General features: G+C 43.1%; 28 protein-coding genes. 8 read left to right on the top strand and 20 right to left on the bottom strand.

The annotated features are described in order from the left end of the window. Positions 1-2: 2 nt before the first annotated feature. Positions 3-614, bottom strand: a complete 612-nt coding sequence (locus P8X24_RS02830) for an RNA ligase partner protein (RefSeq protein ID WP_068323069.1) — start codon at positions 612-614, stop codon at positions 3-5. A gap of 314 nt (positions 615-928) precedes the next feature. Here P8X24_RS02830 and P8X24_RS02825 point away from each other — a divergent pair, with 314 nt between their 5' ends. Then, complete coding sequence (locus P8X24_RS02825; RefSeq protein ID WP_372913964.1) at positions 929-1,894, top strand: hypothetical protein; 966 nt, start codon at positions 929-931, stop codon at positions 1,892-1,894. Positions 1,895-1,916: 22 nt separating this feature from the next. Here P8X24_RS02825 and P8X24_RS02820 read toward each other — a convergent pair whose 3' ends face one another. The 3 genes from P8X24_RS02820 to P8X24_RS02810 are packed head-to-tail and all read right to left on the bottom strand — an operon-like array spanning position 1,917 to position 4,334. Then, positions 1,917-2,933, bottom strand: coding sequence for a tetratricopeptide repeat protein (locus tag P8X24_RS02820; RefSeq protein ID WP_372913963.1), 1,017 nt, complete (start codon positions 2,931-2,933; stop codon positions 1,917-1,919). Beyond that, complete coding sequence (gene otg / locus P8X24_RS02815) at positions 2,921-3,436, bottom strand: methylated-DNA--protein-cysteine methyltransferase (protein ID WP_372913962.1); 516 nt, start codon at positions 3,434-3,436, stop codon at positions 2,921-2,923. The genes P8X24_RS02820 and otg overlap by 13 nt, the downstream gene beginning before the upstream one ends. After that, the gene (locus P8X24_RS02810; protein ID WP_372913961.1) at positions 3,423-4,334 is read right to left on the bottom strand and encodes a thiamine-phosphate kinase; all 912 of its coding nucleotides are present in this window, start codon (positions 4,332-4,334) and stop codon (positions 3,423-3,425) included. The genes otg and P8X24_RS02810 overlap by 14 nt, the downstream gene beginning before the upstream one ends. A gap of 66 nt (positions 4,335-4,400) precedes the next feature. Here P8X24_RS02810 and P8X24_RS02805 point away from each other — a divergent pair, with 66 nt between their 5' ends. Further along, positions 4,401-4,991 carry an ECF transporter S component gene (locus P8X24_RS02805; protein ID WP_372913960.1) on the top strand — a complete coding sequence of 197 codons (591 nt, stop codon included), beginning with the start codon at positions 4,401-4,403 and terminating at the stop codon, positions 4,989-4,991. A gap of 3 nt (positions 4,992-4,994) precedes the next feature. Here the strand turns inward: P8X24_RS02805 and P8X24_RS02800 are convergent, their stop codons facing one another. Beyond that, complete coding sequence (locus P8X24_RS02800) at positions 4,995-5,333, bottom strand: family 4B encapsulin nanocompartment shell protein (RefSeq protein WP_372913959.1); 339 nt, start codon at positions 5,331-5,333, stop codon at positions 4,995-4,997. A 48-nt stretch (positions 5,334-5,381) separates the two neighbouring features. Beyond that, the gene (locus P8X24_RS02795; RefSeq protein ID WP_372913958.1) at positions 5,382-6,386 is read right to left on the bottom strand and encodes a phosphorylating glyceraldehyde-3-phosphate dehydrogenase; all 1,005 of its coding nucleotides are present in this window, start codon (positions 6,384-6,386) and stop codon (positions 5,382-5,384) included. 121 nt (positions 6,387-6,507) lie between these two features. Between P8X24_RS02795 and P8X24_RS02790 the strand changes: the two genes are divergently transcribed. Continuing rightward, entirely contained in the window at positions 6,508-6,771 is a 264-nt protein-coding gene (locus tag P8X24_RS02790) for a 50S ribosomal protein L35ae (RefSeq protein WP_372914181.1), read from the top strand. 24 nt (positions 6,772-6,795) lie between these two features. Next, positions 6,796-7,935, top strand: a complete 1,140-nt coding sequence (locus tag P8X24_RS02785) for a tRNA (guanine(10)-N(2))-dimethyltransferase (protein WP_372913957.1) — start codon at positions 6,796-6,798, stop codon at positions 7,933-7,935. On the opposite strand, the gene P8X24_RS02780 is transcribed toward P8X24_RS02785, so the two are convergent. The 4 genes from P8X24_RS02780 to P8X24_RS02765 are packed head-to-tail and all read right to left on the bottom strand — an operon-like array spanning position 7,932 to position 10,740. Beyond that, complete coding sequence (locus tag P8X24_RS02780; protein WP_372913956.1) at positions 7,932-8,147, bottom strand: hypothetical protein; 216 nt, start codon at positions 8,145-8,147, stop codon at positions 7,932-7,934. The two genes, P8X24_RS02785 and P8X24_RS02780, sit on opposite strands and share 4 nt — an antisense overlap. Then, positions 8,140-9,048, bottom strand: a complete 909-nt coding sequence (locus tag P8X24_RS02775; protein WP_372913955.1) for a pantoate kinase — start codon at positions 9,046-9,048, stop codon at positions 8,140-8,142. Before P8X24_RS02775 ends, P8X24_RS02780 begins: the two co-directional genes overlap by 8 nt. A 2-nt stretch (positions 9,049-9,050) precedes the next feature. Then, positions 9,051-9,884, bottom strand: coding sequence for a site-specific tyrosine recombinase/integron integrase (gene xerA, locus P8X24_RS02770; RefSeq protein ID WP_372913954.1), 834 nt, complete (start codon positions 9,882-9,884; stop codon positions 9,051-9,053). Then, positions 9,877-10,740 carry a toprim domain-containing protein gene (locus tag P8X24_RS02765; protein ID WP_372913953.1) on the bottom strand — a complete coding sequence of 288 codons (864 nt, stop codon included), beginning with the start codon at positions 10,738-10,740 and terminating at the stop codon, positions 9,877-9,879. Before P8X24_RS02765 ends, xerA begins: the two co-directional genes overlap by 8 nt. Before the next feature lie 153 nt (positions 10,741-10,893). On the opposite strand from P8X24_RS02765, the gene P8X24_RS02760 reads away from it, so the two are divergent. Further along, positions 10,894-12,099: a methionine adenosyltransferase gene (locus P8X24_RS02760; protein WP_372913952.1), complete on the top strand. Its 1,206-nt coding sequence runs from the start codon at positions 10,894-10,896 to the stop codon at positions 12,097-12,099. A gap of 196 nt (positions 12,100-12,295) precedes the next feature. Here P8X24_RS02760 and rsmA read toward each other — a convergent pair whose 3' ends face one another. Together rsmA and P8X24_RS02750 are read right to left on the bottom strand one after the other, a co-directional pair. Beyond that, positions 12,296-13,132, bottom strand: a complete 837-nt coding sequence (rsmA, locus tag P8X24_RS02755; RefSeq protein WP_372913951.1) for a 16S rRNA (adenine(1518)-N(6)/adenine(1519)-N(6))-dimethyltransferase RsmA — start codon at positions 13,130-13,132, stop codon at positions 12,296-12,298. A gap of 1 nt (position 13,133) precedes the next feature. Further along, positions 13,134-13,751, bottom strand: coding sequence for a DUF655 domain-containing protein (locus P8X24_RS02750; RefSeq protein WP_372913950.1), 618 nt, complete (start codon positions 13,749-13,751; stop codon positions 13,134-13,136). A gap of 114 nt (positions 13,752-13,865) precedes the next feature. Here P8X24_RS02750 and P8X24_RS02745 point away from each other — a divergent pair, with 114 nt between their 5' ends. Genes P8X24_RS02745 through cyaB form a run of 3 tightly spaced genes read left to right on the top strand, consistent with a single transcriptional unit; the run spans position 13,866 to position 16,013 of the window. Beyond that, on the top strand, positions 13,866-14,906 hold the full coding sequence (locus P8X24_RS02745) for a lysyl aminopeptidase (RefSeq protein ID WP_372913949.1): 1,041 nt from the start codon (positions 13,866-13,868) through the stop codon (positions 14,904-14,906). Positions 14,907-14,911: 5 nt separating this feature from the next. Then, positions 14,912-15,481, top strand: coding sequence for an archaemetzincin family Zn-dependent metalloprotease (locus P8X24_RS02740; protein WP_372913948.1), 570 nt, complete (start codon positions 14,912-14,914; stop codon positions 15,479-15,481). Then, on the top strand, positions 15,462-16,013 hold the full coding sequence (cyaB, locus tag P8X24_RS02735) for a class IV adenylate cyclase (protein WP_372913947.1): 552 nt from the start codon (positions 15,462-15,464) through the stop codon (positions 16,011-16,013). The genes P8X24_RS02740 and cyaB overlap by 20 nt, the downstream gene beginning before the upstream one ends. A 65-nt stretch (positions 16,014-16,078) precedes the next feature. Here cyaB and P8X24_RS02730 read toward each other — a convergent pair whose 3' ends face one another. From P8X24_RS02730 to P8X24_RS02695, 8 genes are all read right to left on the bottom strand, one after another. Continuing rightward, positions 16,079-16,486 carry a hypothetical protein gene (locus P8X24_RS02730; RefSeq protein WP_372913946.1) on the bottom strand — a complete coding sequence of 136 codons (408 nt, stop codon included), beginning with the start codon at positions 16,484-16,486 and terminating at the stop codon, positions 16,079-16,081. Positions 16,487-16,677: 191 nt separating this feature from the next. Further along, positions 16,678-17,868: an ABC transporter permease gene (locus P8X24_RS02725; protein ID WP_372913945.1), complete on the bottom strand. Its 1,191-nt coding sequence runs from the start codon at positions 17,866-17,868 to the stop codon at positions 16,678-16,680. After that, entirely contained in the window at positions 17,858-18,853 is a 996-nt protein-coding gene (locus tag P8X24_RS02720) for an ABC transporter permease subunit (RefSeq protein ID WP_372913944.1), read from the bottom strand. Before P8X24_RS02720 ends, P8X24_RS02725 begins: the two co-directional genes overlap by 11 nt. Beyond that, positions 18,825-19,679 carry an energy-coupling factor ABC transporter ATP-binding protein gene (locus tag P8X24_RS02715; protein ID WP_372913943.1) on the bottom strand — a complete coding sequence of 285 codons (855 nt, stop codon included), beginning with the start codon at positions 19,677-19,679 and terminating at the stop codon, positions 18,825-18,827. The genes P8X24_RS02720 and P8X24_RS02715 overlap by 29 nt, the downstream gene beginning before the upstream one ends. Next, the gene (locus tag P8X24_RS02710; RefSeq protein WP_372913942.1) at positions 19,676-21,157 is read right to left on the bottom strand and encodes a TrkH family potassium uptake protein; all 1,482 of its coding nucleotides are present in this window, start codon (positions 21,155-21,157) and stop codon (positions 19,676-19,678) included. The genes P8X24_RS02715 and P8X24_RS02710 overlap by 4 nt, the downstream gene beginning before the upstream one ends. A gap of 38 nt (positions 21,158-21,195) precedes the next feature. Further along, positions 21,196-22,470: a tRNA(Ile2) 2-agmatinylcytidine synthetase TiaS gene (gene tiaS / locus P8X24_RS02705; protein ID WP_372913941.1), complete on the bottom strand. Its 1,275-nt coding sequence runs from the start codon at positions 22,468-22,470 to the stop codon at positions 21,196-21,198. A gap of 22 nt (positions 22,471-22,492) precedes the next feature. Further along, a complete protein-coding gene (locus P8X24_RS02700; protein WP_372913940.1) occupies positions 22,493-23,092 on the bottom strand; it encodes a hypothetical protein in 600 nt (199 codons plus the stop codon). A 13-nt stretch (positions 23,093-23,105) separates the two neighbouring features. Beyond that, complete coding sequence (locus P8X24_RS02695) at positions 23,106-24,008, bottom strand: ATP-dependent nuclease (protein WP_372913939.1); 903 nt, start codon at positions 24,006-24,008, stop codon at positions 23,106-23,108. Positions 24,009-24,011: the final 3 nt, after the last annotated feature.

Raw genomic sequence — 24,011 nt, 5'->3', positions numbered from 1 at the left:
ACTCACTTCCTTTCCTTTTCACTTTCACTTCTGAACTTCTCGACGAGCTCTTCTAGCACTTCCTTGAATTTAAATGCGTCAACCCACTTTATGCCCATCTTCTCGGCCCATGTTAGTATTCCCACGTCTGCAGAAACTATTATCCCATCGAGCTCTTTTGCGAGGAGAATTAGCTCAAAGTCTTCCTTACTATCAAGAATTCCCTCTCTAAGGGCCTTCCTGTAATTCCTCCTTAATTTTTGTATTACCTTGTCAACATTTTCCGTGTCAAGAACGCTTTCCCTTACGGCCTTCTCAGCCACCCTTAGGCCTTTATCCACCCTCCTTCTTATATCCTCTATTAGCTCGTACACTACGAAAGCTGGTATCTTTATGTCGTGAACGTTTGGGGGTTTCTTTATTATATAAAGTTCAAGCTCTGGGGAAACTTCTTCTTCCTCAACGAAGTGCATAACCTCCCTGTAAATTCCTGGGGGCATGTAAAATTCTACTTTTCCGAAGAGCTTCTCTGCGTAACTCAGGAACGTTTTCATAGCCTCCGTAGGAGTTTCACCGAACTTCTTCCTTACATCGGGATTGACGAAGATGCTGGTGTCGAGAACGAAGCGTATCATCGCTATCACCTTTGCTATTGTATGTGGCCCGCCCGTAACACCCGCCTTCATCGAAGGCTTAGCCACTCTCAGGCGGGCTAACCCAGACGGGCCTGTGCCCGGCCAGGGTTACCCCCGGTCACGGCACTCCGTGACGCGGAAGGCACCTCCCGAGGGGACCTCGCTGAGGCCGGGCTGTTACCCCCGCATCGCACCTGGCCTCATTAAGAATCGGCCAAGCCCTCGCTTGCGGGGGCATTTATATTATGGATAGGAGGGTTTATAGCCATCACTATTATTTTTACTACTTAAAGTTGTATAAATTGAATATCTGCATGAACATGGCAATAGTACAAATATCAGAAAAAACTTACATATTTATTATATTTTTTAACAAAGGGGGAATGCCTGAACATATTGTCTCTCAAGTTGAAAATAGTCCGTCCCAGCACTTCATCGAGGCCAGCAATAACACTTTTCAGGGCTCAGAGATAAAACGTGAGGTTGTACCCCTAAATTCAAGCAATTTTGTATTGCCATATGTTAGTTATGTATATGGGATTCCAAATAACACAGTAGCTCACGTAATGCTTTATTGGTGCTATCCAAAGACTCTCGTAAACCAATCGGTAGCTGTTACTGTAACTATGAACTTTGGTAGCTCTATTCTGTCAGCCTCGTACAATGGGAGAAGAATTCCCGTGTTCTATCATGGATACCTCGGAATTATCCTGCCAATAAACTTCTCACAACTTGACCTTTCAGTGCCTGGTAGTTATAAATTCCTTGACGTGCAAGGTACCCTACATTGGATTCAGGAAGGCCACATGCAGAGAATTCCGTTAAATCTTGGAAACTGGACATTTGAAACTGCAAAGGAAGAACCAGAACTTAGGCCTAATATAACAGCGTTCTCGCTAGAAAATCTAGAATTTAACGGAGGAATGAGAGAGGTAGAATACAGTTTTGGGTTATACAACCCACTTAACACCACGATTAGGCTCGTTAATGTGAGCTTTAAGATACCTTCTAACTTAGTAAGAATAATTAAAATAGAGGTGTATAATGCTTCGACTCCTTATGAAATAGACAAATCAAGATTGGTATCAAGCAAAACTATACCGCCCAAAGAGTCAAGATACTTCGTCATAACCCTGAGGATAGATGGTAAAGTTAGAAGCCTATTTATTCAACCAAAACTTGTATACTCAGTAGGAAATAAGACTTATGCAATGCCAGGACTACCCTTTCAAGATACAGCGTTGCCTATGGCATGCACTTACAACATGAAGACTAGTTAAGATGGAGAAAGGAAAAAGAATATCACTTCGGAAATTTTGAAGTCTCTTCATTGGCTTTCATAATCTTTTGCCTGTATTCCTCGTACTTCTTCCTTGCTTCCTCAGCTTTTTCTTTGTCCCCTAAGTATTCGTAAGCTTCAGCAACGTGCTTCCACCACATTGGATCCTCTTCAGCCTCTTTAAGGCAGTACTCCAAGAACTTCTGGTAGGCCTCTCTGGCAAGGTCTTCCATGCCGAGCTTTCTCGCTATATTTCCTACATCCTCCCAGAATACTCCCTCCTCCTCAGCTTCCTTCTTGTAGTACTCCAGGGCCTTCTGCCATGCTTCTCTCGCCTTTTCTTCGTTACCTAGCTCCTCATAAAGCTTCGCTACGTCCTCCCAGAACCATGGTTCCTCTTCTGCGTATCTCTCTAGAGCTTTTGCTGCTCTCTCCATATCTCCGGCCTTCTTCCAGTACTCGTGGGCTTCCTTTAAGTAGTAGGTATCCTTCTCCTTCTCGTACAGCTGTTCGTAGAGCTCGGCAGCCTTTGCATACTCTCCGGCTTTCTCATATGCCCACGCTGCGCTCTCGAGCCAGCCTAGCTTAAGGTACATTTCTGCGGCCTTCTTGTAGTTTCCGGCTTTCTCATACTTCCTCGCCGCTTGCTTGTACCTCCCAATCTCCTCTAATTTCTCTGCACTCCTAAACCTATCTGCTAAGCTTAGGTCCGGTTCGCTGATGTACCATATTCCAAATGCCACTGCAACTATGAAGAATGCTATAATTCCGCCAACTATCTTAAGCTTCTGCCAAGTAATTGAGAGGTAAGTTCCGTACGCTGATATTGCTGTGAGGGGCAGTAGCATTAGTGCGTACTTCCAGCTTTCAGCGTAGATAGTTAATCCCAAAAAGAAGCCGAGCATCAGTGTCAACCCTAGAAATCCGAGGCTTAGAATTATTCTTATTAGCATCCAAAAGCCCCATTTCCAGATTATAAATCCCGCAATACCAAGGACGACCACCGCAAGCAATCCTATGTATAACTTTAACTTATCCATCCTTCCACCTCCAAGAGAAATCTTTTATATTCAGGCTTTGGAGTGTACAGCCATTGGTTAGTTTTGCCTATGACCCGATGACAGGGGACTATTATTGGATAGGGATTTCTCTTCATTGCTCCTCCTATAGCTCGGGGGGATGTTTCCAGTGCTTTGGCAAGCTCGCTATACGTTATAACCTGCCCCCTTTTAACGTTTTTCACTAACCACTCGTAGACTTTTTTCTCGAACTCCGTTAAACCTCTAAGCGAAAGTTGTGCAAATCCCTGGGCATTGCTAATTTTTCCTATTAGGACTTCATACACGATGCTTGGATACTTTGAATCAACTAGCTTTAAGTTGACTTTTACCCCTCTCCTGGCAAGAAACTTGGATAGCCTCTTTATGCTTAATTCTATGTTTCCCTCTAAGGAGTACGCTATTCCGTCTATCTTCTTATTATCCCAGAGTACTGCGATTGTCACTTCCTTCTCCTTGATTTTGAATTTTTCAATGCTTAACATTTCCGAACCCCGCGAAGTGCTCCCAGCCAAGGATTGGCATTTCCCCTTTTCCCTTAATGTAGACTCCTCTTCCTTTTTCTACTTTCCCTATTACTGTAAAATCGAAGGGCACATCTGGAATTTTCTCTGGAGGAATTGTGAATATAAGCTCAAATTCTTCACCGCTTGAAAGGGCTATTTCCGTGGGATTTGGTGAGAGTTCTTTAACCGTTGGATGAATTGGTAAGGAGCCGTCTTCAATAACGATTTTCACGTTACTTGCCCTTGAAATTTCCCATAACTCTTTGGACAATCCATCACTAATATCGATGGCAGCATTTGCTATCTCTGAGAGGATCTTTCCTTCTTCAACTCTCGCTTGAGGATCTCTTGCTTTTTCAAGAACTTCTCTTGGAATATCTTCACCTTTTGACCAAAGGATAAGTGCCAAGAGTGGTCTCCCTAATTCACCAGTTACACATACAACATCTCCTGGCTTTGCGTTGCTCCTCAACAATAGCCTTTTACCTATTCCTAGTGCTCCTCCATCTATTACTATCTCGCTAACATCGTTAGTGTCCCCGCTAGTGACTCTAATTTTGTATCTTCTACTACCTTCTTTGATTCCTTTAGCGATTCTCCTTAGTAAATTTTCATCAATATCCTTGGGAACACCTAATGAAAAGAAGAAGGCCTTGGGTTCCCCTCCCATTGCTGCGATGTCACTGACGTTCATTGTAACTACTTTTCTTCCAGCGTCTTCGGGGTTCATAAAGTTTGGAACATCTGTTCTCCAAACTAGCATATCCGTTGTTATTAGTATCCAGTCTTCATTGAACTTAATATATCCTGCATCATCTCCAAGTACTTTATCCTTTATTTCGGACGTGAATATCTTAATTATCTCGCTCTCCTTCATGCTCTCACCATGTTAAACTTAACCTTTATATTTAGATCAAGTTTTAGCTTAACATTGGGTGATGCCATGAACGAGGAAACACTTCAGGCTTACGTTCCATACTTTAAGGCTATCGTTGCCTTAGTCGCTATAGGCTACTTTGGATATATATTTATAAACCGGAAGAAGTTTAAAATTGCAAATGTAGCAGCGTTATCGGCTGTAATGGCGGGCTTAGTAACTGTAATGACGATGGTAGTTAGAGTTCCAATACCTGCATCCCGGGGTTACCTTAACTTTGGAGATATCATGATAATGCTCACGGCAGTTCTGTTTGGCCCATTGATTGGGGGATTTGCTGGAGGCGTTGGTTCAGCACTTGCTGATCTCCTGGGATACCCTTCCTGGGCTCTGTTCACGCTTATAATCAAGGGTTCTGAGGGAATCGTCGTAGGGTACTTGACTAAGGGAGATGCAAGCTATGCTAGAATTTTAGTTGCTACTACCCTTGGTGGCGCTGTAATGGTGATAGGTTATGTGAGTGTTGCTTACCTGCTCTATGGTCCCGCAGGTGCAGTTGCGGAGTTTTACAATGATATAGTACAAGCCGTTTCAGGGATAATAATAGGTGGTGGACTTGGCTATGTGCTAAAGAAAAGGCTTGGGAATATAATATGATTTTCAATCTTCACTTATTTCTGGAAGTTGTTTTATTATCTCTTCCCATTCCTCCCCTTCTAGGAGAGGCTCTATTGAGATTCTTTTTGAAGCCTTTTTTAGTTGTCCCATATACTTTGAATCTGCAATTATGGCATCTGCTCCAAGTTCTTTAATTACATAAATCCTTAGGTTGACAAGTCTTGACAAGTCTTCAGTTAAGTGCTTTTGAAAGTCGGGGCCTACGAGCATTATATCTGGCTCTAGCCCTTCCTCCCTTAGCTCATTAATTGCCGTCGTTATTAGGTCTATCAGTTGGGTTGCTATGTCTGAACTTCCTTTTCCCATGTTAATCACTCGCATTATGAAATATCTACCTACACCTTTAAAATAATTTTTAGGGCAAGGAGGTTACTTCAGTATCCCTAAGCTCTTGTTGGTTTTCCTTATGCTCTCCCACTTTTCGGCCAATTCAAACATCGCCCTTATCGCGTCAATGTTTTCGGGAATCACATCACTCTCTTGGTGAACTGCTTGGATGTAGAACAATCTGTTACCCTTAACGCTTATGCTTTCCTTCCACACCGCTATCTCGTACAGGTTGTTCCACTCCCTGTGAAGATCCCTTGCAAACTCTATTATCTGAGCAGTGCTCTCAAAGCCCTTCTCCTTTTCGAATAGCAGGACTCTTGTAGTGCTCTCGAATATATTAATAACATCCTCGGGCTTGAGGGGCTTCTTGAGCTCAACCATTATCGAGTGAACGTGCATTATCGTCGTTGGAACGACAAAGGCTGAGGTCTCTATATTTATTGGTATTACAGTTTGGACATCGGGCCCGTGGTGAGAGGGAACCGTTACGGTGGGCTTTATGGCATTTATTGGTCCCCTCTTTATATCATTGGGATCCGCCGCTCTTCTAATCATTACGGCGTAGACGTAGTCTATGTACTCCTGAATCGCGCTTAACGTCCTAACAAGGCCAGTTGTGTTGCATGAGACAACTCTGACGTAGTCCTTTCCCAGGGCCTTTTCATAATTTGCCTGGGCTACGAATGAAACCTCCGCAACCTCTGCTTTTTCTCCTCCTTGAAACACGGCCTTAACTCCTGCTTTCTCGTACAGAGGCTTGTTTTTGGCTCCCATTCCTCCTGGGGTTGCGTCTACTATAACATCTACTTTTTCCAGGAGATCATTGAGAGTCCCCTCAACTTCAAATCCAGCCTTTTCGAACCTTGGTAAGAATTCCTCGCTTGCTGCATATACGGGAATCCCAAGTTCCTTAGCTCTATAAGCTTCAAAGTCTGGTTTTGTCTTTGTGACTCCAATGAGTTTCATGTCATCTTGCTTCATAACGGCATAGGCGACTCTCTTTCCTATCGTTCCGTAACCGTTAATTCCCACCTTAACCTTCATTTTTCTCACCCAGTTTTCACTTTCTTGGGGCCATCTATAAGCGTTGTTTAGTCACTCGCGGTGAGTTTGACTGGGAATAATATTTAAAAGCTACGTAGGTTATGTATGGCCGGTGGTGCGGATGAGGATCAAGGGAGTTGTTTTAAGTTACAGGAGGAGTAAGGAGAACCAGCATACTAACGTCATGATTATTAAGCCTCTGAACGTCAATAGCAGGGAGGAAGCTTCAGAACTTATTGGTAGGCTTGTTATCTGGAGGAGCCCAAGTGGCAAGATCCTTAAAGGTAAGATAGTTAGGGTTCATGGTACTAGGGGAGCAGTTAGGGCAAGGTTCGAGAAGGGGCTTCCTGGTCAGGCCCTTGGTGACTACGTTGAGATTCTCTGATTAACCTTTGTTTTTGGTGAGAAAATGGAACTTTTTGAAGTTATTGAAGGCAAAGCTAGGATTTTAGTTCCGAAAGCTGAGAGTATTTACGATTCTCCGGTCTTCTATAATCCCAGGATGGCTCTGAATAGAGACGTTGTAGTTCTTCTCTTGAAGGTATTAAAACCTAGGATAGTTCTCGATGCACTTTCAGCAACTGGTATAAGGGGAATAAGATTTGCCTTAGAAACCCCTGCAGAAGAGATATGGCTTAACGACATAAGTATGGAGGCTTACGAGTTAATGAAAAGAAATGTTCTTTTGAATTTCCCTGGGGAACTTAAGGAGAGGGGAAATAGGGCTTTTCTTGAAGGAGAGAAGGAGATAGTAGTAAATCACGATGATGCTAATAGGTTAATGGCAGAGAGGCATAGGTATTTCCATTTTATAGATCTTGATCCTTTTGGTTCTCCGATGGAGTTCCTTGATACCGCGCTAAGGAGCGTAAAGAGAAAGGGCATTTTGGGAGTTACGGCAACTGATGGTGCTCCCCTTTGTGGAGCTCATCCTAAAGCTTGCTTGAGGAAGTATTTGGCGGTTCCCCTTAGAGGAGAACTCTGTCATGAAGTTGGCACTAGGATCCTTGTTGGGGTAATAGCTAGGTATGCGGCGAAATATGACCTTGGTATAGAGGTCTTGCTTGCTTACTATAAAGACCACTACTTTAGAGCATTTGTAAGGCTTAGAAATGGTGCAAAAAAAGGAGATGAAAGCTTGGAGAATCTTGGATACGTGTACTTTGACGAAAAAACTGGAAGGTTCGAAATAGAAAGGGGGTTTTTGCCGACCAAACCAAACGCTTATGGGCCAATTTGGCTTGGTCCTCTGAAAAATAAAGATATCGTCGAAGAAATGTTTAAACTCGCCAAATCTGGCATTGAATTAGCCAGACCCAGGGAGGCTTTAAAGTTGTTGCATATGCTCCATGAGGAGCTTGATATCCCTCTATTTTACGATACCCATGCAATTGGAAAAAGAATAAAGGTAGAGACTAAGAAACTTGGGGAGATAATAAAAACTCTACGAGAAAAAGGATATAGAGCCACTAGAACCCATTTCTCGCCAACTGGGATTAAGACCGATGCTCCATATGAGGTATTCGTTGATGTTATGAGGAAAGTTTAGCGCTTTCTATACCATTCAAAAGTAGCTGTTGCAATGAACCCGAATAAAAATGATATTACCCAAGGAATCCTTTCATATAACCCAAATGCTAGCGCCGACCCTCCAGCTATCCCTGCAGTAAATATCGCTTCAATTTTTCTTTTCTTATATCCAAGATACCCAGATAAAAAGATAAATATGAGAGCGATCCAGAAAAAGCTATCTTTATTCACTTCCGATCCACCTCCCTACCCTAGGTTTGCCCCAGTATATATTAACTATGTCAAATGGCAGGTTTAAATCTAGAACAGCTTTTCTAACCTTTCCAACGTCTTCTTCCCTTATAAGGGCAAAGAGCCCTCTTCCCAACATTATCATTGATGAAGGAAGATTTAGAACCTTGTCTATATCCTTGGCTATCTCTATTAGCTCGTCATCCATTAAGCCGGTACTCTCGGCAAATCTTCGGGCTTCATGCATCAGCGTTTCTGGTCTTGGATCCCTAAGTAATTTATTGATTGCGTCTTTTCCTCTATTCCTTATTTCCTTTATAATGTCACTAGAGAGCACATCTTTTGTCGCTAGTCTCCCAAGGGGAATTACAAGAACCTTATATCCATCGCATAAAATGTTATCAACAACTGCTTTTCCGGGGCCTCCTTCCTTTAGCCTAATCTCAATCCCGCCTGCCAGTTGGGCAACAACGTCTCCTAATCCGCCCTTGTAAAGAACCTCAGCTTCATGTGCAACTTTTGCGGCTTGAAGCAATGTCACTCCAAATTTATATGCCAAGGTTAGTGCGGTTCCTAATGCACCCCCCGCGCTATTACCGAAGCCATATCCGTTTGGAAAATCGAAGTACTGCCACACCTCAACTTCTCCAATAAAGTCTTCAGGAATAAGTTTTTCAGCAACATGATAAGTTATCTTTGCATTCTCCCTCTTAACGGGTTCTCCATTGAAAGTTACATGAACATGTCTTTCAAGGCTTGTTTCCTCGATATTAAGGAACACGTTAGTTCCTTTATCTAAGTTTATTCCAGCTCCTAGTGAGCCTGAAAGTTGTGGTTCTTCTTTGAGAATTGGAACAAAAAAAGCAGTTATATGGGCCGGAATGAAGGCTCTGATCAGCATGATCATACCTCCTTCTTAAGGTTTTCAATAAGCTTTGCCCTTTCGACGGCTTCCCTAAGATGTTTTGCTGTTACTTTGGTGTAAATTTGAGTTGTAGATAGATTTGCATGGCCAAGAAGTTCTTGGATTATCCTTATATCAACACCGCTCTCAAGCATATGGGTCGCGAAACTATGCCTTAATTGGTGGGGAGTCAGTTTTATCCCTGCTTTCTCTCCGTATGTCTTAACTATCCGCCAGACTGTTTTTGGAGATAATTTATCTTTCTTTTTTCTTCTTTTCTCCACGAAGAGATAGGGACTATCATCTTTTCTAGCCTTGAGGTACTTTCTAATTTCTCCAAGTAAGTCTTTAGGCAAGGGTATTACCCTGTCTTTTCCTCCTTTTCCTCCCTTTACTCTAAGAAGTCCATTCTCAAAATCAACGTCTTCTTTTCTTAGGTTACAAAGCTCCGATATTCTTAAGCCAGCCCCGTACATCAGGAGAATTATTAACCTGTCCCTTGGGCTTTCAATAACGCTTATTACTCTCCTAACTTCTTCTCTACTCAAACTTTTTGGTAGTGTTTTTGGAACCTTGGGGTTTTTTAGCCTTTCAGCTTCATAGTCGAGCCCTTCAAATCGGAAATACGCCTTTAATGCTTGTACCACTAAGTTTAAACTCCTCATAGAGTACCCCTTTCTTCTAAGCTTGGTCAGGAATTTTAAAGCGTCTCGAGCCGTCGGAGAATATCCTTCCTCTAAAAATTTTGAAACAAAGTAAGTGTACATCCTTATGGTGTTTAGACTTTTTCCTTCAAGCTCTAAGTATGTTGCAAATTCCTCAATATCACTCAACTTTCTCTCCCTCAGTCTCTATGACTTCAATTTCTTCTTCAACTTTTTCTCCACCTTCAACTACCTCAATTTCCTTTTCTTCCTTCTCTTCCTTTTTAGTTAACTTAAGGGTTAAGTATACCGTTCTCAAGAGCTCTTCTAATGCCTTTTCGTCTTCTGCGTAAACGAATCCTTGGCCTACTATTACTTTACCTGAGAACCCAAGAGTTTTCACTGCTTTATCAAAGACTTCCTCACTTGGTAGTTCAATTCCTGGGAATAATTCCTTCCACTTCTCTTCTAGCTTGTAAACTTTTGCTCTCTTCTTGACGATTTCCATAAGTCTTGAATTTTCTGCTTCAGCTCTCTTTAATTCTTCCTGAACTTCCTGGTACTTTTTCTCGAGTTCCTCTACCTTCCTCTTTAACTCTTCATTTTCTTTTTCCAACTCTTCAAACTTCCCCTTTAGGTCGAGATAGTCTCTCCTAAGCTCCATGTATTCGGGAAGCCTCTGCAGGGTCTTAAGTCCTGCTCTAACGAGGGCGTTCTTTAATTCCTTTCTTACAAGTTCCACGTCTATGTGTTCTAAGTCGTGTCCAAGGGGGAGTTTCATCCTCTCTATATGTCCAACCATCTCGCTTAGCTCATTGAAAAGTCTCTCTGCCAATTCCCTGCCCACTCTATCAGCATCAGTTGCTATAATTAAAAGATCGGCACCGGCAGCGGCGCTCTTTGCTATCTCTATGTTAGTCGTGGGTATAATTGATGAGATAGTTATGTTGTACTCGCTTCCCAATGCAAGGCCTTGAAGTGCCTTACTAACAACTTCCACATCACTTGCTCCTTCAACGAGAATTCTAACATCAACTATTGTCATTCCTTTCACCTCCGGCTTTCCCGGTCGCTCTAATCTCGGTGACCTGTTAATTAAACATTGTCCTTTAATAACTATTGGGAATAATTCGAAGCTATTTTATATGCCGAAAATTATATAAGTTTAGTTGGGCGTTGGGTTGGTGAGGTGACGATCATGGCCAGGAACATCGTTGTAGAAGAGATTGTAAGGACACCAGTTGAAATGCAGAAGGTTGAGCTAGTGGAGAGGAAGGGAATCGGCCATCCAGATAGCATAGCTGACGGAATTGCTGAAGCCGTAAGCAGGGCTCTTTGCAGAGAGTACATGAAGAGGTATGGGGTTATTCTCCACCATAACACTGATCAGGTAGAGGTCGTTGGAGGAAGGGCCTATCCAAAGTTCGGTGGCGGTGAAGTTGTTAAACCCATTTACATTCTACTCTCTGGAAGGGCGGTCGAACTTGTTGACCAAGAACTCTTTCCTGTCCATGAGGTTGCTATAAGGGCTGCAAAAGATTATCTAAAGAAGAATATAAGGCATCTTGACGTCGAGAACCATGTTGTAATAGATTCGAGGATTGGTCAGGGGAGTGTTGATCTTGTAAGCGTGTTTAACAAGGCTAAGGAGAACCCAATACCGCTTGCAAACGACACGTCATTTGGAGTTGGTTTTGCACCACTGACAGAGACCGAGAAGCTAGTTCTTGAGACTGAGAGGCTCCTGAATGGGGAGAAGTTCAAGAGAGAGAATCCGGCGGTTGGAGAGGATATAAAGGTTATGGGGCTCAGGAAGGGAGATGAGATTGACCTAACGATTGCCGCTGCAATAGTTGACAGCGAGGTTGCAGATCCTAAGGAGTACATGGAGGTAAAGGACAAGATCAGAGAAGCCGTTGAGGAACTGGCCAAAGACATAACATCAAGGAAGGTCAACATATACGTTAACACGGCTGATGATCCTGAGAAGGACATTTACTATATCACCGTTACCGGAACGTCGGCTGAAGCGGGTGATGATGGATCTGTTGGAAGGGGGAACAGGGTTAACGGCTTAATAACGCCCAACAGGCACATGAGCATGGAGGCCGCTGCCGGTAAAAATCCTGTTTCGCACGTTGGGAAGATATACAACATTCTTGCAATGCTCATAGCGAACGATATAGCAAAGGCCCTACCAGTTGAGGAGGTTTATGTGAGGATACTCAGCCAGATAGGTAAGCCAATTGACCAGCCTCTCGTTGCCAGCATTCAGGTTATTCCGAAGCAGGGTCACAGTGTCAAGGAATTCGAAAAGGATGCCTACGCAATAGCCGATGAGTGGCTTGCAAACATAACTAAGATCCAGAAAATGATACTGGAAGACAAGGTTAACGTATTCTAAACGATCTCGAGTTCTTTTAATTCCCTTTTCAATAATGCGAGTTGGTGCTCGTTCAGCGTCCTATTGCCTATAAGCACTATCAAAATTGATCTCTTCACTAGCATAATAGTCCTTTGCACTTGAGAGGAGCTTCATTACACTCTCAAAGCCATTTTCTAGAAAAGGTATTTATTCTAACAAAGTATTAAGCATTATATCACACTCCTGAAATATTATTGGAATTTTCACTTATAATACCTTCCGCCTTCAGGAACTCTTCAATATCTTTGATGTCTTGGGGAGTTAGCTGGTAAACTCTCTTGTTTGAGTGCGGAATGATGATGTTTTTCAGTTTTTTCCTATCTACTCCAAAAACGTGTGCAGACTCCTTCAGAGCTTTACTCACAAGCTTTCTTCGATGTTGGAAAAGGGCGTTTACGAGTTTTTCATTTAAATATATCCTTTCTTCCTTGGGCTTGGGAGTCAAGAGAACTAAGGCGGAATCAACCTCAGGTCGGGGATAAAAAGCCCCTTTCCCAATCTTCATTACTATCTCCACATCCGCTAGGGCTTGAACCATTAACGAGAGTCTAGAATAGTTTCTGCTTCCAGGTTTTGCTATCATTCTCTGAGCGAACTCAAGCTGGTACATTAAGACTGCTTTCTCGAAATCCCTCTTAAGAAGTTTGAATGTAAATGGAGAGGAGATTTGATACGGCAGATTCGATATCGCCTTATTGAATTCGGGCCACTTAACTTTCACTGCGTCTCCATGAATTATCTCGACGTTTTTCCAGCTGTATTCCCTTTTCAGTATCTCAATTATTCTCCTGTCTATCTCAATAGCGTAAACTTTCTTGGCTCTCTTGGCCAGTTCTTCTGTTAAAAACCCTAACCCAGGACCAACTTCTAAAACAACATCATTCGCACTTACCTCTCCGACTTCAATAGCTTTCTCTATGACATCTGGGACAATTAGGAAGTTCTGTCCCAAGGAATCTCTTGCTCTCAAATTGTATTTTGAAAGAAGGAAAAAGAGCCTGTCCTTAAGCATTTTAATCCCTAAATATTCTGTGCTGGCCAACGAATATCCTGTATTTATCTTTCCCTTGTAGTTCTTCAAGTATTCTCTTTGCTATCATCTTTACAGGATCGGGTAAACCTTTGACCCTCTTCTTCAAGTCTTCAAAGCTCTCAAAGGGTTTCTTCTCTCTCTCCTCAATGATGTCCCACATATGCTTTTTTCCAATTCCTGGGAGTAGCTCGAGACTGTGTAATCTGTTTGTTATTGGGGGAGCAACGTTAAAGAATTTTATGAACCTCTCCTCATTGTTCTTGACGATCTCCTCAATTACATATGATAACTCGGCCTTTGCTGTATCCGTTAACTCTTCATAGCTTAACTTCTTATTTATCATAGCTATCTTGTCTCTGTTCCCCTTTCCAATAAAGACTCTCTCGTACAGCATTAGATCCTCCTTCGGAGTCACCTCGAGCAAGGTGAAGGCTTTCTCTCCTATTACCTGAGCAACGGGCTTCCCAAGGTAGTGGCCTGTTCTTAGATCGGGATAACCGTTCGGGAGGTAATCTAATACGTACGCATATTCTTCATATTCAACGTTCTTCTTTTTGCGAATGCTCTGATGATAAGGATGCCTACGGTAGTAATCCATACTCAACCCCCCAGAAATCTATGAATGAAGAGTTTTAATACTTTTGTCCGCTATCCCGAATTGTTTAAATATCCTTGAGCACACTTAGATACAGATTTTAAGGAGGTGAAGGAGATGGTTGATTGGGAACTCATGCAACAGGTAATCGAAGCTCCTGGAGTTTCTGGATATGAACACCTTGGAATAAGGGATCTTGTCCTTGATCTCCTCAAGGAAGTGGCTGATGAAGTCAGAGTAGATAAATTGGGAAACGTTATAGCCCACTTCAAAGGTTCTTCGCCCAGGATTATGGTAGCCGCGCACATGGACAAGATCGGATTGATGGTTAATCATATTGATAAAGACGGTTACCTGCACGTCGTTCCGATAGGTGGCGTCCTTCCAGAAACCTTAATTGCTCAGAGGATCAGGTTCTTCACTGACAAGGGAGAGAGATATGGAGTCGTTGGAGTTCTCCCACCCCACTTGAGAAGAGGCCAGCAGGACAAAGGTGGAAAGATTGATTGGGATCAGATAGTCGTTGATGTTGGAGCGTCGAGCAAGGAAGAAGCAGAGGAGATGGGCTTTAGGATTGGGACGGTTGGAGAATTCGCTCCAAACTTCACGAGGCTCAGCGAGCACAGGTTCGCAACTCCATACCTTGACGACAGGATATGCCTCTACGCGATGATAGAAGCTGCTAGGCAACTTAGCGATCACGAGGCAGACATATACATAGTTGCCTCAGTCCAAGAGGAAGTTGGCCTTAGGGGAGCAAGGGTTGCAAGCTTTGCAATTGATCCCGATGTGGGAATAGCAATGGACGTTACATTTGCAAAGCAACCTCATGACAAGGGTAAGATAGTCCCAGAGCTCGGCAAGGGGCCAGTTATGGACGTTGGTCCTAACATAAACCCGAAGCTAAGGGCATTTGCCGATGAAGTTGCTAAGAAGTATAATATCCCACTCCAAGTTGAGCCATCTCCGAGGCCAACTGGAACGGATGCAAACGTAATGCAGATAAACAGGGAGGGCGTGGCCACAGCAGTTTTAAGCATTCCAATAAGGTACATGCACTCCCAGGTTGAGCTCGCCGATGCAAGGGACGTTGATAACACGATAAAGCTCGCAAAGGCCCTACTTGAAGAGCTCAAACCAATGGACTTCACGCCGTGATGGGAATGATAGTCATAGTCCCCATTGGGGAAGTTCCTGGGGACGTTCTTTCCTTTCTTCAAACAAATCTTTCGGCATTCTATGCAAGGTACGGTATAGAAGTTAGGGTTATTGGTGGCCTATCTCTAGATGCATTCTCCCATGCTTTTGATATGTACAGGGGTCAGTTCTTAGGTAGGGCTTTTCTCCCCGCTCTCTCCCTTGTGAAGAGGGATTTTAGAGCTTTAGCGGTTCTTGGAGTTGTTAATGTTGATCTGTATGAGCCTGGTTTGAACTTTATATTTGGAATAGCCCATCCTGGGTTTGGGGCTGCCCTGATATCACTGTACAGGCTGTATCCGGAGTTTTATGGTGAGCCTCCGGACAGAAAGCTCCTCAAGGAGAGGTCTTTGAAAGAGGCTATGCATGAACTTGGTCATGTCTTTGGCTTAGAGCACTGTCCAAATCCGAAGTGCGTTATGCACTTCTCAAACTCAATTATAGATACCGATATGAAATCATGGATGTACTGCGAAAGCTGTTTAAGGAAGTTGGAAGAGAGGATAGGGAGGGGCCATGTACGAAGTGGAACTTAAGGGGTATGCAACCGACGAGATATTTGAGAGGGTAAGGGAAAAGTTTGAGTTCATGCGCAAGGAAATCCACGAGGATATCTACTATCAGCACCCCTGCAGGGACTTTTCAAAGACTGATGAAGCCTTGAGGATTAGGATAAAAAGGTTTAATGGACATTTTGAGGCATTTTTAACTTACAAGGGGCCGAAGATAGATCCAAGATCCAAGACAAGGCTTGAAATTGAAGTTGAAATTGAGGACGTTGATAAGTACTCTCAGCTTTTAGAGGCCCTCGGCTTTAAGGAAATTCTTACAGTAGTAAAAACCAGGGAGAAGTACTACGTTGATAAGGGCGTTACAATAACCTTAGACGAGGTTGAAGGGCTCGGTAAGTTCATTGAGATTGAAACCTTAGTAAAGGAAAAAGATGAGATTCCGGGAGCCGTTGAAAGGTTGGAGAATATACTTAAGGAGCTTGGGGTTGAGAGGTTCGAGAGGAGATCTTACCTTGAGCTTTTGCTGGAAGCCTCTCAAATATCTCAACGTACTTGAAGCCGTCGTCGGGGAATATTAGAACCGTGAATATTAGAATCGTTGTTCCTTTAGGCTTTACTTTTTCATAAGTCGCAACAACTGCTCCTTAGCTCATTGCCTATTAGTAGGCCATCACTCCGTGCGATCTTGACAACTCCTTTAAATGCTTCCTCTTCTGTAATTTCAACTACTTCATCGACTTTAACCTTGAAGAACCACTTTGGTTTCGTTTCAAGTCTTTTTGTCCCAGGAATAGTGCTCCCTTGGGCTGGGACAACACCAATGATTATGGTTCCATACTTTTCCTTCAGGTACTTTGCTATTCCCGCTATATGTCTCGAGGTTCCGCCCAGCTCACTTTTTTGTATGTACGATCCGAATTCAAGGCCAAATACCAAAGACAAATCGGTCATTGCTATGCCAACATTTCCAGAGGTAGCCTCATAGTGCTTCCTCGTACCGTTGAAGTTCTCCTCCTTAAAGGCCTCCATTATCATGCTATAAACTGCTCTGTCCTTTATGCTCCTGCTAAAGTTAAAAGGACTTTAGCTTGACGAAAGACACCTAATCAAGCTTAGCTTAACGAGGGGGTTGGTCTGTACTTTTCATATAGCTCCCTCGTGCTTGAAAAAACACGTTCATGTTATCACTAAGCGGTGTACGTAACTCTGGGGATTAGGCCCTATGATTTCGGCAATTCTTCCGATAGCATTGCGAATCCTAGACTAATTACTCCCATTGCAATTATTGGGGCTATTATCCACCACCAGTAGCCCCCATAAAGGGCTCCCTCGTTCATGGCCTCAATTATATAGGTTCCCCAGTTTATCCCAGGAGAAAGACCAAAGAACCCAAATATTGAGATCAGGGCTATCGTTCGAGGAACTAGAAACGTCACGTGTCTTATAGAAAATTCTAAAATCTTGGGCATAATATGCTTTTTAAGTACCCACGTCTCTCCCCCGCCAATTGCTATGCTGACCCTCACGTACTCCATTGCTCTCTCTTTCAGAGAGATCATCCTGACTGTCTTGGCGAATTTTCCAAATGTGAGCAACGAAAATATCATGGAAAACTCTAGAGGGGATACACGAACATTATATCCGACTCCTTGGGTTGCAATCAGCCACGTGAGGATAAGGAGAAAAGGAAAGACAGGTAAGGCCGTCAACACCTCTAACATCCAGTTTATTATTTCTGAGTACATTGAGGCTATTCCAACGGTAATCCCCAGGAGGAGGGTCAACCCAACAACTAAAGCCGTAAGGATCCACGTGTTATTCATCCCGAGGATGAACCCCACCCACATATCTCTGCCAAATCTATCCGTCCCTAGGAATCCGTAACAATTTCCCAGAACTTTAACTTTTTCAGCACCGCTCACTATGAAGATGTACCTCCCATTCAGCACGTCCAGGTCTGGGATCTTAGAGAATAGTAAGAAAGTTGATGTCTTTAGCATGGCCTTCTCCATAGGTATATGGAGTTGGGAGATTATTGCTTCCCTCATGTCCGAATTTAGAGAAATAACGTTGTTCCTAGCTTTTCCTTTGAATATCACAATCCTTCCGTCGGGCCTTATTACCTTTATCTCGACGATCTTTGTTCCATCGTGAATGTAAAACAGGATATCATTCGGCCGATCCCTAAACTTGTGCTCGTAAACGAATGTTCCATTGAAAACTTCAGCTTCGATAGTGGGCGTCTTCTTGTAGAGAGGGCATAGCCATGTTGGATAAGCTAATTTTGGATTATTAACCCAATAATTCGCATTATTCCAATTGTCTAAGTCTTCTCTGCTTACAGTAAAGTTAGCTAAGAGTGCGAAGATAACAAAGCACAGTATTAGGATCATGCCAATTTTACCTTTCATTGGTGCTCACCCTGGGGTCCAGGATTCCTTTTATCACCTCTATCCCCATGGAGAACGCCATGAAGAGGAGGATCATGATAAACGTGACTACGAAAAATAGATGGTAATTAAACTGGACGACAATCCCATAGGGAGGATCTATCTCTCGGATAAAACTCCGCTTTAAAAGAGAACCTAAACCTCCCAACCCAAAAAGAACGTCTACTGCTATGAAATCGATAAAGATATCTGAAAATTTCTGGAAGGTAATAGAGGAGAGTGCTATTGATATATTCTTAAGGATGTGCCTCCATAAGATGATATTCTCTGGTACCCCCTTAGCCTTTTCGGCATTTATGTAGGGCTGCTTTAATTCCTTTATAGATTCGTGGGATACGTAGCTGGCAATTTCCCAAGTGTGGATAAATACTAGGACTAGAGTTGCAAAAATATAGTATGAAGGAGATATTTTCGCATTTCCGAGTGGAATTAAATCCAATTTCACTGCCAGGATTATTATAAAAATCGTTCCAAGCCACCAGGAAGGAATGCCAACGAAAAATCTCGAAATAATATCAATGCTCTTACTCCCCCTAAATTTAAGCCCAATATAAACGCCTGAGAGGACAATTAGAATTAGGGAAATGCTGATTATAATGATCGTGACCTTGACTGCTTCTCCTATGTTCAGGTTTGGAGTGTTATGGAGGTACTCTCTGCTCTTCTTTAACATTCCTATTCCAATTGACAGCACGTTATCGCTTTTTGAGACTCTGGAAAGGACAAGCCTATAATAATACTCTTCAACAGAGATCCCCATTTTGGTAGCGTTTTCTTTGAGGGTATTGTAGAATTCTGGATTTGTTGCCTTGATATAGCCGAGGGCCTCGCTAGCGTAATTTTTTGCTAACTTTGCTCCGGCAGCTCCGGCGATTATTATTGTCACTAGCACTGCCACGAGATATATTCCCATGATTTTACTCAGTCCTCTCCAGGGGACTTTCATACAGGATCCTCCTGATTTCGTTTATTTTAAGTACAGCCTTATCGCTAAGCCCTCTCTTCTTAAGTTCATACCCTATTTTAACCCGACTGGGCACTCTAACGCCAATCCTCTCAAGAGCCTCAACGTCCTCAAAGATCTCTTCGGGTTTACCTTCCATTACCACCATACCTTTCTCAAACACGAATATTCTGTCCGCATTCTCTAGTAAGAACTCTGGATTGTGCTCAACGAGCACTATCGTCATTTTCTCTTCTTTATTGAGTAAATTAACTAGGCTTAACACACTTCTTTTTCCCCCTGGGTCGAGTTGCGAAGTAGGTTCATCAAGAACTAGAACCCTAGGTTTCATCACCAAAACACTTGCAATCGCAAGTCTCTGCTTTTCCCCACCACTTAGATTTGGGGGAAACTCTTCCCTTTTGTTCCATAACCCAACGAGCTTAAGAGCCCACCTTATTCTTCTCCACATTTCTTCCCTCTCAATTCCAAGATTTTCCAAGGCGAAAGCCACCTCTTCAAGAACTGTCATGTTGAATATCTGGGAATCAGGATTCTGGAAAACCAAGCCTACCTTTGTCGATAATTCTGCAACTGAATGCTCCCGAGTATTCATTCCGTCGACAATAACATTTCCCTCGAATTCTCCCTGGATTGAATGAGGAATTATACCATTTAAAGTTAAACAAAACGTTGATTTTCCACTCCCACTACTCCCAATGATTCCAATGAATTCTCCATCTTTTATCGAGAGTGTTATATCCCGTAGGGAATATTTTGGAGAGCCTCGATATCTAAAGCTCACATTTTCCACTTCAATGATGTTCACTTCTCCGCCCTCCTGGGAAGCATCATCGCAACACCTACCAGGAACACTAAGGTTGGGAATATCTCAAGCCTTCCTATCCACATTAAAAGTGTTAGCACGATTTTCACATCAGGGGGGAGTCCTGGTGATGTTATCCCAACACTCAATCCAACGTTTCCTATCGCTGAGGCGCTCTCGAACAAAGCATCGGCAAACTTAGCACCAAGTCTGAGCATCATGTACATGGCCCCTGTAAGTAAGAACGCAAAATATGTCATTGTAAAGCCAAGAACCTCCTGAATTTCCTCCTCTGAAAATTCATAGTTTGCAACTTTCTTTCTTATTATGGCACCTTTTGGCAATATCGCTTGTTCTATTGTCCACTTAAGGCTCTCAAATGTTAGGGCTATCCTTATCAGCTTTATTCCTCCCGACGTACTTCCGGCGCTTCCCCCCATGACCATTAAAAGTGACAGCAGGACTTTGTCGGTCTCCGGGTACTTGGATAGATCTGAAATACTAAATCCCGTACAAGTAATTGCTGAGACAGCATGAAATATTGACTCCCTTAAAGCCCTTATAGGTCCAGCATGGCCAAACCTGACCAGTGAGAGTGTCATCAGGGGAATTATTAGTGCGAGGAATATTATCATCGTCTTAACCTGAATGTCCCTAAAGAACTCTTTCAGGGATCTGTTAACGAACATCCTGTAGTGGACAGTAAAATTCGTAGCGCCCAAGATCATTAGGAAAACTGTGATTGTTTCTATGGCTAGGGAGTGGAAGTATCCTATGCTTAGGTCGTGGCTACTCATACCACCTGTTCCAAGGCCCGTCATTGAGTGTATTACGGCATCGAATAGGCTCATCCCATTTATATAATACAGGTAGATCCCCAGAATAGTTAGCAACATGTAAATCTGCACGATTATCTTAGCAGTGTTGACGAAGTTCGGCAAAATCCTCTCACTCCTTGCCTCTGCCCTATAAAGCCTTGCGGCAGCGACTCCGGGTCTTATTAGAACCGTCAGGGCAACCAAGACTATTCCTATTCCTCCTAACCACTGCATCCACGCTCTCCAGAAGAGTAAGATCTTTGGGTAACTTTCAAGGTGGCTCATCATTGTTAGCCCCGTACCCGTCCAAGCGCTCATGGTTTCGAAGTAGGAATCTATGAAACTCATCTTCGCTATGGCCATAAAAGGAACGACACTTACAAATGAAGCAAATAGCCAGATGAAGGCTGAAGCCATCATGGCCTGCCTCAAGTTTACGTCTTCAACTTGCTCTATGTGGCGGGAGAGGTAGTATCCCAGGAGTATACACGCAACCCCAGGGATTGCAAAGTACACCGAGAGCTTTATCTCATCTGGATAAAACCACACGATAAGGACAGGCACTAAATACGCTAATCCAACACCTTGAAGGATCGCTCCTATTAGGTTCCTTATTACGAATATGTCATCTGAGATGTTGATGAATCTCCTTAATTTAGCCATCGGCCAGAAGTGGGGAGAATTCGATAAAAGGTTTTTGATCAGAGAACAGTTAAAATGCTATCCTCCCCGCCGGGCAACACGAGAGGTCTTGAGAGATGCTTCCTTGCATCTGGAGGAACTTCATATATCTTTCTCTTTAAATCTCTCGGCTTTTCCACGGGAATTAATATCTTGGGCATCTTAAAGCCACAATGCTTGCACTTAAGGTAGTTACCTTTGCTTTTCATAGTTCCTCCACATTTGGGGCATTTGGGCTTCTTCAGCTCTATCCTCGGGACAAGCCTTATGGGATAGAACTTCTCGAGGTTTACAGTTAAAACTCCTTCATGCTCCTTAACGCCCCCGGCAACTATTATCTCGTCCCCAGGGAGGAGCTTCCTTACATAGTTCCTGAACTTCTTCGTTGGCTCAAATGCTGCCACTCTAATTTTCCCGGTTTCATCCTCGAGTTCGAAGAACACGTGCCTTCCTTTTTCCCAGTGCCTGCTTGCCACTTTTCCTCGGATTATCACGCTGTCGTAGAGCTTTACATCTTTGATCTTCTTTGGGACTAGGTGGTTGTCGGTACTCTGGTTTGTCTTGTAGAGCTGAAACATCACAACTTTCTCCTCTATTTTCACTTCTTCAAAGGCCTGCAGAACCTTTCCTTCGTCAATGCCCCTTATTCCAACGAGAACTGGATCCTTCCCGTGGGGAGTTATCAGCACGGTTCCCTTGTAGGGATCGACGTTGTCATAAGTGAACGGGTAAAATCTTCTGTCCATCTCGAATACTGAATCCCTATCAACTTTTCTTTCCTTCTCCCTGTTTCTGGGGTCCCTGTATGCGAGGAGCTCATATGTATATCTCTCAAGGGGGTAGCCAATTGCTGCGAGGGCCCCAATTATTCCCCTGCCGAGCTTGAACTTCACTATTTCAGCTCCAATTTTTTTTGCTACTTTTTCTGCTTCCTCTATTGTAACGTGCTCCCTCAATGCTCTTAACGAGAATTCTGTTAGTTCCTGGGGCACTTTACCTTTAAGGAAGGCTATCCCAGGATTTGTGTTTTCATGAGAAAAATCGGCGAGCTCTTTAACCTTCGCTATTACGAGAGTTTTTGCTTCTTCAATGTACTCCTCTTCAATCTCGAAGGTTAGGGCAACGGCACCATTTCCCCTCGTCTTGTAAGGAATGTTAGGGTTTAGTCTGATAAGCCTGGGGAGATCTAAGGGCTCTCCTAACCTCGAGAGCTCCCTATAGAGGAGCGCTCCAAGATAGGTTGTGCACATCCCGTTCGGTGAATCTGTATCGTCAATACCTATATGCAGGAGCACGTGATGTGTGAGAAGAAAGGGTTTAAAAATCTTCGAGGAGCTTTAGTGCTCTAGCTAATCCATCGAATGCCCTCTCTATGTTCTCCATTTTGCACCTTTCAAGAAACTTCTTTATGCTTTTGGGCTTTCCGAATTCCGTTTTTAGAATATACTTTATTTGAGATTTCAGTTCTTTAACTGGGAGCTTTGGATCTACAACTTGCTTTCCAGCTTCAAGGTTTATTAACTCTGCTAAGTTTTCTTCGATAGCTTTTTTCTTCCCCAGGATAACAACCAATATTGTCATGTTTTTCGATCTTGCAATAATGGGATTTCCTGGGCCTATTTCAGCGTCTTTTAGTGTTTCTCTAAGAGGACCTTCGATATCTTGGACGTGTTCCCTGTCTATCATGATGAGCACTGTGGTAATCCCTGTTATTTTAGCAACTAACTCAGCGGTCTTAATAATGCTAGTTCCCTTTGAGGTACCTCCCAGGGGCGATTTTGGGAAGAGCATTGCTCTTTCTTTTCCGTTATATCTTTGCGCTATTGCCTCAAGAACTTTTAGCTCAGTCCTGCCGTCTCCAGTTAATGCAATCGCAACTATTTTCTCTTTGCCTGTTTCCGTTGTAATAACTTTCATTGCTTCTCCCTGCTCAGAGTTTTAGTTGAGCTACAAGCAATCTCGGATCCACATTCGAATCAATTAGAGTCTCTAGGTCATCGAATGTTATCTCTTTGTGTAACAGAACGTCGTTTTCTCTTCTCAAGAGGAGCACCTTTCCGTCAACTTCAATCTCCTCACTGAGATCCGCGAGATGATAGAGAACATCTATACTATGAGTTGAGATAACGGCCTGCCAGTCTCCTTGGGTAAGCCATTCTAATGTTTTTCTGATTAGGGAGGGATGCATACCAACTTCGAAATCATCCCATAGGATGAGTTTGGGTTTTAGCAACTCTGCGGCAAGCATTATTTTTATTGCTTTCTTTGCTCCACTTCCAAGGTCTTCAACCCTAACGTAGCGAGCGTCTTCTCTTCTCACGTACCAACCGTCCTGCTTTAGAACTAGCTCGGTATAATCCTCGTCAACACACTTGCTTATCGTTTTGGCTACTTTGACATGAAGCCCTTCCTTGACTATGGTATTCTCTTTTTCCCTAAGGTATCTTCCCAATTCTGAGAGTAGGATTCCCTGGGCATCTATATAAAGGGTTTCGGGTGGGTTATCTAAGGATAGTGGCTCTATTCGGTTATCTTCGAATATACTAACTTTTACTTCCTTATCCTTGATGATTCCTAAAATTTCGGCTTTTCCACTGTAGAAGTAAATCAACTTGGAATATCCGACAGGGAAAAATTCGGAAAGTGCAGATTGACGGGGCTTAAGAAAATCCCTTTTATCATGGGATGTCAATATAAAGAGGGCCTCGAGTAGGGCTGTTTTTCCTGAGTTATTCCTCCCTATGAGAACGGTTATCTTTGGAAACTCTATTTCTCTCGCAAGCCTTTTTATTCCCCTGAATTCGTTAACGCTTATGAGCTTGCTAAGGTACATTTT

It is taken from the genome of Pyrococcus kukulkanii, from assembly GCF_041647995.1.
Taxonomy (GTDB): Archaea; Methanobacteriota_B; Thermococci; order Thermococcales; family Thermococcaceae; genus Pyrococcus.
This window is presented reverse-complemented; position numbering and strand designations above follow the sequence as displayed.

Coding starts and splice junctions, on each gene's coding strand:
- P8X24_RS02830 (WP_068323069.1), bottom strand. CDS start 614: ATGATACGCTTCGTTCTCGACACCAGCATCTTCGTCAATCCCGATGTA.
- P8X24_RS02825 (WP_372913964.1), top strand. CDS start 929: ATGAACATGGCAATAGTACAAATATCAGAAAAAACTTACATATTTATT.
- P8X24_RS02820 (WP_372913963.1), bottom strand. CDS start 2,933: ATGGATAAGTTAAAGTTATACATAGGATTGCTTGCGGTGGTCGTCCTT.
- otg (WP_372913962.1), bottom strand. CDS start 3,436: ATGTTAAGCATTGAAAAATTCAAAATCAAGGAGAAGGAAGTGACAATC.
- P8X24_RS02810 (WP_372913961.1), bottom strand. CDS start 4,334: ATGAAGGAGAGCGAGATAATTAAGATATTCACGTCCGAAATAAAGGAT.
- P8X24_RS02805 (WP_372913960.1), top strand. CDS start 4,401: ATGAACGAGGAAACACTTCAGGCTTACGTTCCATACTTTAAGGCTATC.
- P8X24_RS02800 (WP_372913959.1), bottom strand. CDS start 5,333: ATGCGAGTGATTAACATGGGAAAAGGAAGTTCAGACATAGCAACCCAA.
- P8X24_RS02795 (WP_372913958.1), bottom strand. CDS start 6,386: ATGAAGGTTAAGGTGGGAATTAACGGTTACGGAACGATAGGAAAGAGA.
- P8X24_RS02790 (WP_372914181.1), top strand. CDS start 6,508: ATGAGGATCAAGGGAGTTGTTTTAAGTTACAGGAGGAGTAAGGAGAAC.
- P8X24_RS02785 (WP_372913957.1), top strand. CDS start 6,796: ATGGAACTTTTTGAAGTTATTGAAGGCAAAGCTAGGATTTTAGTTCCG.
- P8X24_RS02775 (WP_372913955.1), bottom strand. CDS start 9,048: ATGCTGATCAGAGCCTTCATTCCGGCCCATATAACTGCTTTTTTTGTT.
- P8X24_RS02765 (WP_372913953.1), bottom strand. CDS start 10,740: ATGACAATAGTTGATGTTAGAATTCTCGTTGAAGGAGCAAGTGATGTG.
- P8X24_RS02760 (WP_372913952.1), top strand. CDS start 10,894: ATGGCCAGGAACATCGTTGTAGAAGAGATTGTAAGGACACCAGTTGAA.
- rsmA (WP_372913951.1), bottom strand. CDS start 13,132: ATGCTTAAGGACAGGCTCTTTTTCCTTCTTTCAAAATACAATTTGAGA.
- P8X24_RS02750 (WP_372913950.1), bottom strand. CDS start 13,751: ATGGATTACTACCGTAGGCATCCTTATCATCAGAGCATTCGCAAAAAG.
- P8X24_RS02745 (WP_372913949.1), top strand. CDS start 13,866: ATGGTTGATTGGGAACTCATGCAACAGGTAATCGAAGCTCCTGGAGTT.
- P8X24_RS02740 (WP_372913948.1), top strand. CDS start 14,912: ATGATAGTCATAGTCCCCATTGGGGAAGTTCCTGGGGACGTTCTTTCC.
- cyaB (WP_372913947.1), top strand. CDS start 15,462: ATGTACGAAGTGGAACTTAAGGGGTATGCAACCGACGAGATATTTGAG.
- P8X24_RS02730 (WP_372913946.1), bottom strand. CDS start 16,486: ATGGAGGCCTTTAAGGAGGAGAACTTCAACGGTACGAGGAAGCACTAT.
- P8X24_RS02725 (WP_372913945.1), bottom strand. CDS start 17,868: ATGAAAGGTAAAATTGGCATGATCCTAATACTGTGCTTTGTTATCTTC.
- P8X24_RS02720 (WP_372913944.1), bottom strand. CDS start 18,853: ATGAAAGTCCCCTGGAGAGGACTGAGTAAAATCATGGGAATATATCTC.
- P8X24_RS02710 (WP_372913942.1), bottom strand. CDS start 21,157: ATGGCTAAATTAAGGAGATTCATCAACATCTCAGATGACATATTCGTA.
- P8X24_RS02700 (WP_372913940.1), bottom strand. CDS start 23,092: ATGAAAGTTATTACAACGGAAACAGGCAAAGAGAAAATAGTTGCGATT.
- P8X24_RS02695 (WP_372913939.1), bottom strand. CDS start 24,008: ATGTACCTTAGCAAGCTCATAAGCGTTAACGAATTCAGGGGAATAAAA.